This is a genomic window from Phaeobacter sp. CECT 5382 (genome assembly GCF_001457775.1).
In the GTDB taxonomy this organism is placed as follows: domain Bacteria; phylum Pseudomonadota; class Alphaproteobacteria; order Rhodobacterales; family Rhodobacteraceae; genus Pseudophaeobacter.
Genome location: NZ_CYSG01000014.1, coordinates 39926 through 52620, shown reverse-complemented (window position 1 = coordinate 52620; position 12695 = coordinate 39926). Strand labels below are relative to the sequence as shown.

Genomic DNA, 12695 nt, shown 5'->3' with positions numbered 1-12695 from the left:
CGCAAAGAGACTTGCGGATGCTCTGCGCTGGTCGCATCCAGACCAGCAGGTGCTCTTTGACTGTCCAGCTCTGTTTTCTGGCGGCAGGGGCTCCGTTTTTCTTCGGAAAGGGGCCGTTATGAACAATCTCAATGGAATTCTGTTTGTCATCGCATCGATGGCAGCCTTCACCATGGAAGATATGTTTATCAAGCGACTGTCTGGTGAGATCCCTGTGGGGCAGATCCTCATCATGCTTGGCTTTGGCTCGGGCGCTGTATTTGCAGCGGTGGCGCTTTACAAGGGGGATAACCTCTTTGCACCCGCCGCCTGGCGCGGTGCTGCGATCCTGCGCACCCTTTCTGAGGCCGTGGGGGCAATGGCCTTTGCCTCGGCGCTGGCGGTGGTGGATATCTCTACGGTCGCTGCGGTGTTTCAGGCCTTGCCATTGGTCATTACCATGGGAGCGGCGCTGTTTCTGGGCGAGCAGGTCGGTTGGAGACGCTGGAGCGCGATCTGCGTCGGCTTTGCAGGCGTGTTACTGATTGTCCGTCCCGGGCTGGACGGGTTTGATCCATCGGTGCTGCTGGTGCTGTTTGCCGTGCTTGCCATCGCGGCGCGGGATCTGCTCACCCGGCTGGTTGATACAACGGTGTCCTCTGCCGTTGTCAGCTTTCAGGCCTTCGCGTCGCTGATCGCGGCGGGGGGGCTGCTGTTGGCGTTCACTCCGGGGGAGGCGACAGCAATCGATGGGCGGCAGGCGCTGATGATGCTGGGTGGGATCGCCTTTGGCGTGGCCGGCTACTATGCCATCGTGGTGGCGACGCGGATTGGCGATGCCTCGGCCATCACGCCGTTTCGCTACAGCCGTCTGCTGTTTTCGATTCTGGTTGGGGTTCTGGTCTTTGGCGAACGCCCGGATGCGCTGACCCTTGCGGGGGCAACACTGATCATCGGGTCTGGGCTATATACCTTTGTGCGCGAACGGCGGCTGGTACGGCGCGCCCAGCGGCAGGCGCGTGACATCGCCTCGGGTCAGGCTGCGGCCTGATGTCCCATCCTGAGCAGGGATCTCAGATTGGCAGCGATACCGGTGGCGCAAACAGCGAAATGTTAGCCCTAACCCCGTGAAATAACCCCTGTTAGCGATAACGATCACTGTTTACATTTGGCCCCTGACTGCTATGACGCAGGCATCTTTTGCAGCAGTCAGGGACCGTCCAAATGAGCACCATTATCGACATTCACGCCCGCGAAATCCTCGATAGCCGGGGTAACCCGACGGTTGAGGTTGATGTGATCCTCGAAGACGGCACCATGGGCCGCGCCGCTGTGCCGTCAGGTGCCTCGACCGGTGCCTATGAGGCAGTTGAACGCCGCGATGGTGACAAGAGCCGCTATCTGGGCAAGGGCGTTTTGGAAGCCGTTGCTGCCGTCAACGGTGAGATCGCTGAAGAACTGGTCGGCTTTGATGCCACCGAACAGGTCGCTGTAGATGGCGCCATGATCGAGCTGGACGGCACCGAAAACAAAGCCCGCCTGGGCGCCAATGCCATTCTGGGTGTTTCGATGGCGGTGGCCAAGGCGGCTGCCGACTTCACCACCCAGCCGCTGTTTCGCTATGTCGGTGGTACCTCGGCCCGCATGCTGCCGGTTCCGATGATGAATATCATCAATGGTGGCGAACATGCCGACAACCCCATCGATATTCAGGAATTCATGATCATGCCAGTGGCTGCGGACAATATCCGTGATGCCGTGCGCATGGGCGCCGAAGTGTTCCACACCCTGAAGAAAGAGCTTTCGGCGGCTGGCCTTAGCACCGGGATCGGTGACGAGGGTGGCTTTGCGCCCAATATCGCCTCCACCCGTGAAGCGCTGGATTTCGTGCTGAAATCCATCGAAAAAGCTGGGTATCGCCCTGGTGAGGAGATCTATCTGGCGCTGGATTGTGCGGCGACCGAATACTACAAAGACGGCAAATACGTTCTGTCAGGTGAGGGCAAGACCCTGACATCGGCAGAGAATGTCGATTATCTGGCAGCGCTGGTGAATGACTATCCGATCATCTCGATCGAAGATGGCATGGGCGAGGATGACTGGGATGGCTGGAAAGCTCTGACTGACGCCCTTGGCGACAAGGTTCAGCTGGTAGGTGACGATCTGTTCGTGACCAACCCTGCGCGCCTGGCCGAAGGCATCAAACGCGGTAGCGCCAATTCGATGCTGGTCAAGGTAAATCAGATCGGCACGCTGACCGAGACGCTGAAAGCGGTTGATATGGCGCATCGCGCGGGCTTCACCAATGTGATGTCGCACCGTTCGGGCGAAACCGAAGATGCAACCATTGCCGATCTTGCCGTCGCCACCAACTGTGGTCAGATCAAAACGGGTTCGCTGGCACGGTCCGACAGGCTGGCGAAATACAACCAGCTGATCCGCATCGAAGAAGTGCTGGGCGAAGTGGCCGAATATGCAGGGCGTTCGATCCTGAAAGGGTAAACCTGCTGCGGCTCTCCAGAGGTTTTGGACAGAGTTGGATCTGACAAAATATTTTTCGCCCCGTGCCGCTAGGCGCGGGGCGTTTTTGTCAGACCGTTTTATCCGGCAACTCTGTTTGGCGGATAAGGAAGGAGCGTGTAGCCGTTACGGGCAGGCCGCCTCATAGTAGGTGCCATCGCCACGGGAATAGGCGCAGGTCTTGGTGGCATTGTTCTGGGCAACAACGGTCCCAGCTGCAGCACCGGCAAGGGCCGCGATGATGCGCCAGTTGCTATTGGCGTCAAGTGCTTCGGCAGCGATCAGCCCAGCAGCGGCCCCGCCGGTCACGCCGACCACGGTGCGCTGGTCTTCTGTCAGATTATCGCAGCCTGACAGGGCCACAAGGGCAGCTGCGGTGATGGCGACTATTTGAGACTTCATCGAGTTTCTCCTTGTCCATATTTACGTGCATGTCTTCCATCACATCATCACCCGTCAAAAGACGGGCTGTACTGTTCTGGATCAAGAAGTGGAAAAAAATCTCGACAGCGCAGTTTTGGAGTTCAAAACCCCGCCTGATGGGATCAGGAGCTGAGAACCTTGGTCATCAGCATATATCTGTCACGCGGCTCGAACCGGCAGCGCTGATACAACCGTAGCGCCGCCTCATTGTTGCGATCCACTTCGAGATGCAGCGCCTTGATGCCCGCTTCGGCCAGGGTTTTGGGCAGCTCGATCAACACCTCGGCCGCAAGGCCACGCCCGCGCACTGCAGGACGAATGTAGATTTCATCGACAAAGCCATCCATGCCGCCAAATTCCACCGACCAGCCAAAGGTTACGACGATATAGCCGATCGGCGCGCGGGTGGGGCCGATGATATAGACAGCACCATAGGGGATGCCGTCCAGCAGCGGTGCAATACCGGCGCGCCGATGGGCATCATCGCTTTGCAGGCCCGCCTCTGCATGAAAGGCCTCCACCATGGTGAGCAGCTTTTCCAGATGCTCCGGCCGGGCGAGATGCAGTGCCGCACTCATAGCAGGGCCAGACGCTGGGTGATGAGGTCAAAGAAGCCATCGGCATCCAGATCACCCATGAACAGCGCATTGGCCGGGCGATCCGTGACGCCCCACCAATCGGCGACGGTCATACCAAGGGTCAGCTCTGATTGGGTTTCAATCTCCACATTGATATGGCGGCCGCTGAACAGATCTGGGCGGATCAGATAGGCAATGACGCAGGGATCATGCAGAGGACCACCTTCGGAGCCGTATTTTTCGATGTCGAACCTTTCAAAGAAATCCAGCATTTCTGCGGTGAAATGGCCGACCGGGGTGTCCAGGGCGCGCAGAGCCTCGATACGAGGGCGCGTGGTCAGCGCCTTGTGTGTCACATCCAGCGGCATCATGGTGATGGGTGCCCCAGATTTAAGCACGATATTAGCCGCTTCGGGGTCCACGAAGATGTTGAATTCCGCGGCGGGGGTGATGTTGCCCACTTCAAAATAGGCGCCGCCCATCAACACGACTTCTTGCACCCGCCCGATGATGTCGGGGGCGGATTGAAAGGCTTCGGCGATATTGGACAGCGGACCAAGGGGACAGAGCGTGACACTGCCTGCAGGCTCTGCGCGCAGGGTTTCAATGATGAACTCGACGCCGCCTTGCGATTGCAGCGGCATTGTCGGCTCAAACAGCTCTGGCCCATTCAGACCGGTTTTGCCATGCACATATTCTGCTGTCACCAGCGGTCTGCGTAGCGGGGCTGCGCGTCCCGCGAAGACTTTGATCTGTCTGTGGCCTGCCAGCTCGCAGATGATGCGGGCATTGATCTGGGTGCGCGACACAGGCACATTACCGGCCACGCAGGTGATGCCCAGAAGGTCGATCTCTTGCGGGCTGGCCAGAGCCAACAGGATTGCGACCGCATCATCCTGGCCGGGGTCGGTGTCGATGATGATTTTACGCGCGCTCATAGGTATGTCCTGTTCGGCAAATGCTGAAAATCGCAGTGCGGCGTGTAAATGTCCATTACCGATGTGAACATGTGCCGATGTGAACATGGCCGATCAGAAGAATCTATTTTTGACACGCAGAAGTCGGAGGTCACGCCCCTGTCTTTTCGTCTGCTTTGACCGCATCCCAAAGCGCATCCATTTCGGCCAGATCGCTGTCTTCGGGCTTTTTGCCTCGCGCCGCCAGCTTGGCCTCGACGCCTTCAAATCGGCGGATGAATTTTGCATTGGCGCGGCGCAGCGCGGCTTCTGGCTCCAGCCCCAGATGGCGACCGAGATTGGCCATGACAAACATCAGATCGCCGAATTCCTCTTCCACCTCGTCGGGCGTCAATTGATCACGGGCCTCGACCAGCTCGGCGGCTTCTTCCTTGATCTTGTCAATGACCTGCGCGGTTTCGGGCCAGTCAAAGCCGACGCGGGCGGCGCGTTTTTGTAGTTTATACGCCCGCAGCAGGGCAGGCAGGCCGACGGCGACACCATCCAGCGTGCCAGTCTCGCGCTTGCCTGCGCGTTCCGCGGCCTTGATCGCCTCCCAGTCGGAGGTCTGTTGCTCGGCGGATTTTTCGCGGTTCTCATCGCCAAAAACATGTGGATGGCGGGACACCATCTTGTTGGACATGGTGGTGACCACATCCTGAAAGGAGAAATGCCCGGCTTCTTGTGCCATCTGGGCGTGAAACACCGACTGGAACAGCAGATCACCCAGCTCGCCCTTCAGCTCATCCCAGGCCTGGCGTTCGATCGCATCTGCCACCTCATAGGCTTCCTCGATTGTGTAGGGCGCGATACTGGCGAAATCCTGCTGGATATCCCAAGGGCAGCCCTTGTCCGGGTCGCGCAGAGCGCGCATGATTTCCAAAAGGCGTTCGATTCCAGCGCTTTCGTCATGGATCAGCGTTGCATCAAAAGAGGGGAGAGGGGGCGTGTCAGGCATTGCAGCTGCTCTTGTTCCAGTGTCAGATGCATCAATCCCTAACCTGAGACAGGAGTCCACCCCATGCCGGTCGTCAACCGCATTGCTGACTACGCCACCGAGATGAAGACCTGGCGTCAGCATCTGCACCAGATCCCCGAACTGGCGCTGGATTTGCCCAAAACCGCCGCCTATGTGGCTGAACGCCTGCGCGAGATTGGCGTCGATGAGCTGCACCAGGGCATTGCGATGTCCGGTATGGTGGCAATCATCAACGGGCAGGAGGCGGGGCCGACCATCGGTCTGCGCGCCGATATGGATGCGCTGCCGATCCCCGAGGAAACCGGCGTTGACTATCTGTCGCAGCACAGCGGCAATATGCATGCCTGCGGCCATGACGGCCACACCACCATGCTGCTGGGGGCCGCGAAATATTTGGCCGAGACGCGCAACTTTGCGGGCCGAGTGGCCCTGATCTTTCAGCCCGCCGAAGAGGCCATAGGCGGCGCGCGCATCATGGTCGAAGAAGGCATCATGGACAGATTCGACATTAGCGAGGTCTATGCCCTGCACAATGCGCCCGGCCTGCCTGTCGGGGCTTTTTTGACCGCGCCCGGTGCGCTGATGGCTGCGGTAGATACGTTTCATGTGCATATTCAGGGTCTTGGCGGGCATGGGGCGATGCCGCATGAAACCCGGGATCCGGTGATGGCCGCCTGCGGCATTGCGCAGGCGATCCAAACCATCATCAGCCGCAATCATCACACGCTGGAGGATCTGGTGGTCTCGGTCACGCAGATCCACACAGGCACCGTGGACAATGTGATCCCCGATACCGCCTATATCAACGGCACTGTGCGCACCTTTAACCCAGAGGTGCAGGCTATGGTGATGCGCCGGATGGAAGAAATTGTCGCGGGGCAGGCGGCCAGCTATGGCGTCACGGCGACACTGGATTATGAGGTCGGCTATCCGGCGACCGTGAACAATGCCGAAAAATCCCGTTTTGCGGTGGATGTCGCGGCCGAGATTTCTGGCGCAGAGAATGTCGAGGCTGATGGTGGGCGCGAAATGGGGGCGGAAGATTTCTCATATATGTTGAACGCGCGCCCCGGCGCCTATCTGTTTCTGGGTCAGGGCGACAGCGCCGGGCTTCATCACCCGAAATATGACTTCAATGATGATATTTCCCCCATAGGTGCGTCGTTTTTCGCCCGCCTGGTTGAGCGGGCTCAGCCTTTGGGCTGAGGGGGCGTGACCGGAGGTGACAATGAATGAAAAACTGGGTATCTCCGATCTGGTAATATGATCAAATTATACTTGCGCCGGTTGGGAATAAGAAACCCTGGGCCGGGGCAAGTGCTTGAGCAGGGGAATAGCACCATGGCACTTGAAGATGCGAAGCATTCAATCGACGAAGCCTTTACGCGCGAAGATCTGAAAGGGCTGAGTTTTGAAATCACCTTTGGGGGTGCGACCTCGTTTCTGCGGCGCAAATACACCAAAGACTTGACTGGTGTGGATATTGCAGTCACTGGCGTGCCCTTTGATCAGGCGGTGACCAATCGGCCCGGAACACGGCTCGGACCCCGTGCGATCCGAGAAGCGTCCACGCTGCAAAGCCCCGATGAGCCCTATGGCTGGCCGCACAAACCCCTGAGCACCCTGGCGATTGCCGATTATGGCGATCTTGCTTTTGATCATGCGAATGTTCCGGCCTTTCCTGCAGCGCTGACCGAGCATATTCGCGGAATTCTGGCGCATGATACTGCTTCGGTCGTGTTGGGTGGGGATCACTACATCACGTTCCCGATCCTGAAAGCCTATGCCGACAAATACGGGCCCATTTCGCTGCTGCAGTTTGATGCCCATACGGACACCTGGCCTGACGATAATATGGACCGTATCGATCACGGCACCATGTTCTACAAAGCCGTAAAAATGGGCATTGTTGATCCCAAGACGTCGGTGCAGGTCGGTATTCGGACCACCAATGAGGATACGCTTGGGGTCAACATCATTGATGCGCCTACGGTGCATGAAATCGGTCCAGTTGAGACCGCGCGCCGGATCAAGGAAATCCTTGGAGACCGCCCGACATACCTGACGTTTGACATTGACGGGCTCGACCCGGCCTATGCACCTGGCACAGGCACGCCGGTTTGGGGCGGGCTGACCTCGGCGCAGGCGTCGCGGATCCTGCGTGAAATCGCCGGCATCAATATTAAGGGCGGTGACGTGGTGGAGGTTTCTCCCCCCTTTGACACAACCGGTGCCACTGCTATAGCTGGCGCCCATGTGGCGATGGAAATCATCTGCCTCTTGGGCTGGAACTTGAAAGAACGTGGCAAAGCATAGAATGGCTGACTTTAACCAACCGATCAGTGGCAATGATCTGGCCCGGTTTTCCGGGCCCAACACCTTTATGCGGCTGCCGCAAGCGACTTCGCTTGAGGGGCTGGATGTGGCCTTTTTGGGCATTCCGATGGATATCGGCACCTCGTGGCGGTCGGGAACACGGTTTGGCCCCAAACAGATCCGTTCAGAGAGCGCGATGCTGCGGCCCTATAACATGGCCACGGGGGCTGCCCCCTTTGACAGTCTGAATGCAGGCGATATCGGTGATCTTGCGATCAACACGTTTTCGCTGAAAGAATCGCTGCGCATCATCGAAGACAGCTATCACGCGATCCTGTCCGGTGGCGTTATCCCGATGGCGATGGGGGGCGATCATTCGATCACCCTGCCGATCCTGCGGGCAATTGCGGCCAAATACGGACCCGTGGCGCTGGTGCATATCGATGCCCATGCCGATGTGAATGACGACATGTTTGGCGAAAAAGAGACCCATGGCACCGTTTTCCGCCGCGCCTATGAGGAAGGTCTGATCGTTGCCGACAAGACCTATCAGATCGGTATTCGCGGCACCGGCTATGGCGCCGATGATTTCACCGAAGCGCAGGGCTGGGGCTTTCAGCATTTTCCCGCGCAGGAGCTTTGGGGACGGCAGCTACATAATATGGGCGCCGAGATCCGTCGTGATATCGGCAACCGTCCGGTTTATGTCTCTTATGATATCGACAGTCTGGATCCGGCTTATGCGCCCGGCACCGGCACACCGGAAATTGGCGGGCTGACAACACCGCAGGCGCTGGAGCTGATCCGGTCGCTGAAGGGGCTCAATATCGTGGGTTGTGATCTTGTCGAGGTCTCGCCGCCCTATGATACCTCAGGCAATACCGCCCTGACTGCGGCTAATTTGCTCTATGAGATGATGTGCGTTCTTCCTGGCGTAAAGTCACGCTAAGCTGTCATTAAGGGGCATCCGTCAGGGTATCCCGGCAGTTCAGGGAGAGGGCCAAGGCAAGATGGGAAAGATCATGATGCTCGTTTGGGTTCTTCTGGCTGCGGCCGCAGTGGTTCTAGGCTTTATCCGGCTGGCGCCCGTGGATCCTTTCGACTGGAACACGCAACCCGAACTGTCTGAGGATAAAGAGTTTCGTGGCGGTGTTTTCAAAGTCGTACGCTCTGGCCCGGAAGGACTGCGCCAGTTCGACCAGATTGCAACATCCGCGCCCCGGACCAAATTGCTGGCCGGATCTGTCGAAGATGGCATGGCAACCTATGTGACCCGTACCAAGGTGATCGGCTTTCCGGACTATACAACGGCGCGCCAGGACGGTGATCTGCTCAAGGTTTATGCTCGCCTGCGCTTTGGCCGCTCAGATCTTGGCGTCAACAAGACGCGGATTGACCGTTGGTTGGGGCAAATGCCACCGGCTGCGGAATAGAGCGCCGCAAGAGACCTCAGGAGATTTTGATTTAGGCTCAAATAGGTGTTTTCAGCCTGCCTGCGCAGTGTGCTCACAAAACCGGAGGAGGCCCAACTGGGCGCGAAAAGGCCGGGCTGGCCAATTGCCGGTCCGAGAATGATGCTTCTGTGTTCGAATTCAGACTGGTCGGCAGACTGGCCGAGAGGCAGGTCGTTTGCACCTCGCGCCACATCGGCACATTCAACGACATCTGGCACTGGGCCATGAATTGGCGGCCATCCACGCTTAGGCAGCGAAATTCGCCCAGCTCAACCCGCGTGCCTGTCTTGTCGGTGCAATAGCAATCGATGACCTTGCCTCCGGGGCCAACAACATCTGCAAAGGCAGACTGTTGCGGCCCGCCAAAAGCGGCAACCAGGATGAATGCAATAAGGGCTCTGGCATGTTGCATGGAGCTAGCATATCACAGAAGCAACAAGCTGCCAAAGTGGCACGATGACACTCCTACAGACCCCAATAACCCCAGTTGACCAATGAGGCGCGGATGATCCCCGAAGAGCGGCTAGAGCAAATCCTGCAACGGTTTCAGTATCTAGAAGCCGCGATGGCCGAAGGCACCAGTGGCGCGCAGATCGCCGATTTGGCGCGGGAATATTCCGAGATCAAACCCGTGGCAGAACAGATCAGTGCCTATCGGCAATTGATGTCCGATCTGGATGAGGCCGAATCCATGCTGTCGGATCCTGACATGAAGGAGCTGGCCGAAGAGGAAATCCCGGCTCTGAAGGCGGCCTTGCCCGAGGCAGAGCATGCGCTGCAACTGGCGCTCTTGCCCAAGGATGACGCTGACACCCGGCCCGCGATGCTGGAAATCCGCCCCGGAACCGGCGGCGATGAGGCCGCGCTCTTTGCGGCTGATCTGTTGCGCATGTATCAGCGCTACGCTGAGGCGCGCGGCTGGAAGTTTGAGATCATCGAAGAACAGGCGTCGGAGCTTGGTGGCATCAAGGAAGTTGTGGCCCATATCAAGGGTGAGAATGTCTTTGGTCGCCTGAAATACGAAAGCGGTGTGCATCGGGTGCAGCGGGTGCCGGTCACCGAAAGCGGCGGTCGCATTCACACATCGGCAGCCACTGTGGCTGTGCTTCCCGAAGCCCAGGACGTGGATATCAAAATCGATCCCGGTGATATCCGCATCGATACCATGCGCGCCTCTGGCTCGGGCGGACAGCACGTCAATACAACGGATTCGGCTGTGCGCATTACCCACCTGCCCACCGGGTTGATGGTGGTCAGCGCCGAAAAATCCCAACACCGCAACCGCGAAATTGCCATGCAAGTGCTGCGAGCGCGGCTTTATGATCTGGAACGTCAGCGGATTGACGGCGAACGCTCAGCGGATCGCGCCAGCCAGGTTGGCTCTGGCGACCGCTCAGAGCGGATCCGGACGTATAATTTTCCGCAGGGGCGGATGTCTGACCACCGGATCAATCTGACGCTCTATAAGCTGGATCAGATCATGCAGGGCGACCTGGATGAAATCATCGACGCGCTGGCGGCAGACAACCAGGCGCGGCTTCTGGCAGAGATGGGACAATGAGCGCCACCGCATCGGATTCATCTGGTGGGACTGCGGCGCAGGCCATGGCTGCAGCCGCGGCCCGGCTTAGGGCGGCAGGGGTGCCGGATCCGGCGCGTGATGCTCGCATTTTGTTGGCCCATGCCGCCCGGATCGAGGCCAGTCGCGTCACGCTGATCGCCCCCGAAGATCTGGAACCCGAGGTGGCTGATCGCTATGAACAGCTGATCTCGCTGCGGGCGGTGCGCGTGCCGGTGTCGCATCTGATTGGCGAGCGGGAATTTTACGGTCGCCGGTTCAAGGTCTCAAAAGACGTACTGGACCCGCGCCCCGAAACCGAAACCCTGATCGAGGTGGCGCTGTCGCAGCCGTTTGAACGGGTGCTGGATCTTGGTCTCGGCTCAGGCTGCATTCTTGTTACGCTGCTGGCGGAAAATCCGAAATCCACCGGGCTTGGCGTTGATCTGAGCGAAGCCGCCTGCCTACAGGCCAGCGCCAATGCGGTGTTGCACCGGGTTGAAGCGCGTATTGATATCCAGCAATCGGATTGGTTTTCAAATGTGACGGGGCAATTTGATCTGATCACAGCAAACCCGCCCTATATTGCGCTGGATGAAATGGAGGATCTGGAGCCGGAAGTGCGCGCCCATGAGCCTGACATGGCACTGACGGATGGTGGCGACGGGCTGGGCGCCTATCGCATCATTGCCGCAGGCACGATGCAGCATCTGACACCGGGCGGGCGGATCTGCCTTGAGATCGGGCCGACACAGGGGGCAGCTGTCGCCGAGATGTTGCAACAGGCCGGATTGCAGCAGGTGCAGGTTTTGCCTGATTTGGATGGCCGTGATCGTGTGGTTCTGGCCGTGAGGGCCGAATAATCACGGTTTTTGGTCAAAAATTTTCATTTTTGAAAGAAAAAACAGCGAAAAGTGACCTCTACCCCTTGTCTGAGGGGGTGGAAAATGGTTACTCAAACTGTCGCTCAAAAAAGGCGAGGTTGCTCTACCTCCCAGCGACATCAAGCCCAAAATAGTCGATCATCCGGCGCAGGATCGCGCTGAATTGGATCCACGACACATGTAATTAAGGCTGACGTTAGGCATATGAGATCGTCAAAATCACGTTCGCGTTCCAAGTCGAACCGGAACCGCCCCAATGGGGTCAATGTTGTAAACCGTGTCTTCGACAGCTCCGGCCCAGAGGGCAAGGTGCGCGGCACGCCACAACAGATCATTGATAAATACAACCAGCTGGCGCGGGATGCTCAGCTGAGCAACGACCGTGTTGCTGCCGAAAACTTTCAACAGCACGCCGAGCACTATCTGCGCCTGTTGAACGAGGCGCAGCGCGAGATCGACAGCCGTCGTGAAGAACAGGAACGGCAAAACCGGGAACGTCAGGCCGACCGCGACCGCGAACGCTCTGAACGTCTGGAGCGTCAGGAACGCGAAGCCAGCGCCAATCAGGCTGCCGCTGCTGCGCAACAGCCATCTCAAACCGCTCCTGCAGCGGCACCTCAGGCGACCCCTGCGGCAGCTCAGGATTTGGCCGATGCACCGCAGCCCGAAGTGATCGATCCGCGCGATGCGCATAGATCTGGTGACAGCGCGGCTGGCGCTCAGGACAGTGGTTTGGTGGAGACCCCCGAAAGCAAGGGGGGGGAGCAAAAGCAGGCGACCAAGAAACCCGCTGCGCGCAAACCCCGTAGCCGCAAGCCTGTAGCTCAAGCCGCGGATGAAGGAGCTACGCCGGTACAGGCTACGGAAGCGGGCGCTGAGGCAACTGCCGAACCTGCCAAGCCGAAACGCGCGCCGCGTAAGCCCCGGCCCAAGCCAAAGGCCGAAGACGCGCCAGAAGCAGCAGAATAAGCCTGACTTTACGATTTGAACAAATGAACCGGCCCAGTCAATTGGGCCGGTTCATTTGCATTTTTAGCTAGGTCTGGTT

At 58.5% G+C, this 12695-nt stretch carries 14 protein-coding genes; 9 read left to right on the top strand and 5 right to left on the bottom strand.

Annotated features, from left to right (window positions below):
• Positions 1 to 118 precede the first annotated feature (118 nt).
• Positions 119 to 1030, top strand: coding sequence for a DMT family transporter (locus tag PH5382_RS14545; protein ID WP_058335124.1), 912 nt, complete (start codon positions 119 to 121; stop codon positions 1028 to 1030).
• 173 nt (positions 1031 to 1203) lie between these two features.
• A complete protein-coding gene (eno, locus tag PH5382_RS14540; RefSeq protein ID WP_058335123.1) occupies positions 1204 to 2481 on the top strand; it encodes a phosphopyruvate hydratase in 1278 nt (425 codons plus the stop codon).
• 144 nt (positions 2482 to 2625) lie between these two features.
• On the opposite strand, the gene PH5382_RS14535 is transcribed toward eno, so the two are convergent.
• From PH5382_RS14535 to mazG, 4 genes are all read right to left on the bottom strand, one after another.
• On the bottom strand, positions 2626 to 2901 hold the full coding sequence (locus PH5382_RS14535; RefSeq protein WP_058335122.1) for a glycine zipper 2TM domain-containing protein: 276 nt from the start codon (positions 2899 to 2901) through the stop codon (positions 2626 to 2628).
• A 143-nt stretch (positions 2902 to 3044) separates the two neighbouring features.
• Positions 3045 to 3500, bottom strand: a complete 456-nt coding sequence (locus PH5382_RS14530) for a GNAT family N-acetyltransferase (RefSeq protein ID WP_058335121.1) — start codon at positions 3498 to 3500, stop codon at positions 3045 to 3047.
• Positions 3497 to 4438, bottom strand: a complete 942-nt coding sequence (locus PH5382_RS14525; protein WP_058335120.1) for a nucleoside hydrolase — start codon at positions 4436 to 4438, stop codon at positions 3497 to 3499. Before PH5382_RS14525 ends, PH5382_RS14530 begins: the two co-directional genes overlap by 4 nt.
• Positions 4439 to 4568: 130 nt before the next feature.
• The gene (gene mazG, locus PH5382_RS14520) at positions 4569 to 5414 is read right to left on the bottom strand and encodes a nucleoside triphosphate pyrophosphohydrolase (RefSeq protein WP_058335119.1); all 846 of its coding nucleotides are present in this window, start codon (positions 5412 to 5414) and stop codon (positions 4569 to 4571) included.
• 63 nt (positions 5415 to 5477) lie between these two features.
• Here mazG and PH5382_RS14515 point away from each other — a divergent pair, with 63 nt between their 5' ends.
• From PH5382_RS14515 to PH5382_RS14500, 4 genes are all read left to right on the top strand, one after another.
• Complete coding sequence (locus PH5382_RS14515) at positions 5478 to 6641, top strand: M20 aminoacylase family protein (protein WP_058335118.1); 1164 nt, start codon at positions 5478 to 5480, stop codon at positions 6639 to 6641.
• Positions 6642 to 6776: 135 nt separating this feature from the next.
• A complete protein-coding gene (speB, locus tag PH5382_RS14510; RefSeq protein ID WP_058335117.1) occupies positions 6777 to 7751 on the top strand; it encodes an agmatinase in 975 nt (324 codons plus the stop codon).
• A gap of 1 nt (position 7752) precedes the next feature.
• Entirely contained in the window at positions 7753 to 8700 is a 948-nt protein-coding gene (speB, locus tag PH5382_RS14505; RefSeq protein WP_058335116.1) for an agmatinase, read from the top strand.
• 61 nt (positions 8701 to 8761) lie between these two features.
• A complete protein-coding gene (locus PH5382_RS14500) occupies positions 8762 to 9184 on the top strand; it encodes a DUF1499 domain-containing protein (protein WP_058335115.1) in 423 nt (140 codons plus the stop codon).
• A 73-nt stretch (positions 9185 to 9257) separates the two neighbouring features.
• Here PH5382_RS14500 and PH5382_RS14495 read toward each other — a convergent pair whose 3' ends face one another.
• Positions 9258 to 9617 (bottom strand): hypothetical protein, encoded by a 360-nt coding sequence (locus PH5382_RS14495; protein ID WP_231751893.1) that lies wholly within the window; start codon positions 9615 to 9617, stop codon positions 9258 to 9260.
• A gap of 93 nt (positions 9618 to 9710) precedes the next feature.
• On the opposite strand from PH5382_RS14495, the gene prfA reads away from it, so the two are divergent.
• From prfA to PH5382_RS14480, 3 genes are all read left to right on the top strand, one after another.
• Positions 9711 to 10766: a peptide chain release factor 1 gene (gene prfA / locus PH5382_RS14490; protein ID WP_058335114.1), complete on the top strand. Its 1056-nt coding sequence runs from the start codon at positions 9711 to 9713 to the stop codon at positions 10764 to 10766.
• Entirely contained in the window at positions 10763 to 11626 is an 864-nt protein-coding gene (gene prmC / locus PH5382_RS14485) for a peptide chain release factor N(5)-glutamine methyltransferase (RefSeq protein ID WP_058335113.1), read from the top strand. Before prfA ends, prmC begins: the two co-directional genes overlap by 4 nt.
• A 225-nt stretch (positions 11627 to 11851) precedes the next feature.
• Positions 11852 to 12616, top strand: a complete 765-nt coding sequence (locus PH5382_RS14480) for a DUF4167 domain-containing protein (protein WP_058335112.1) — start codon at positions 11852 to 11854, stop codon at positions 12614 to 12616.
• The last annotated feature ends 79 nt before the right edge of the window (positions 12617 to 12695 follow it).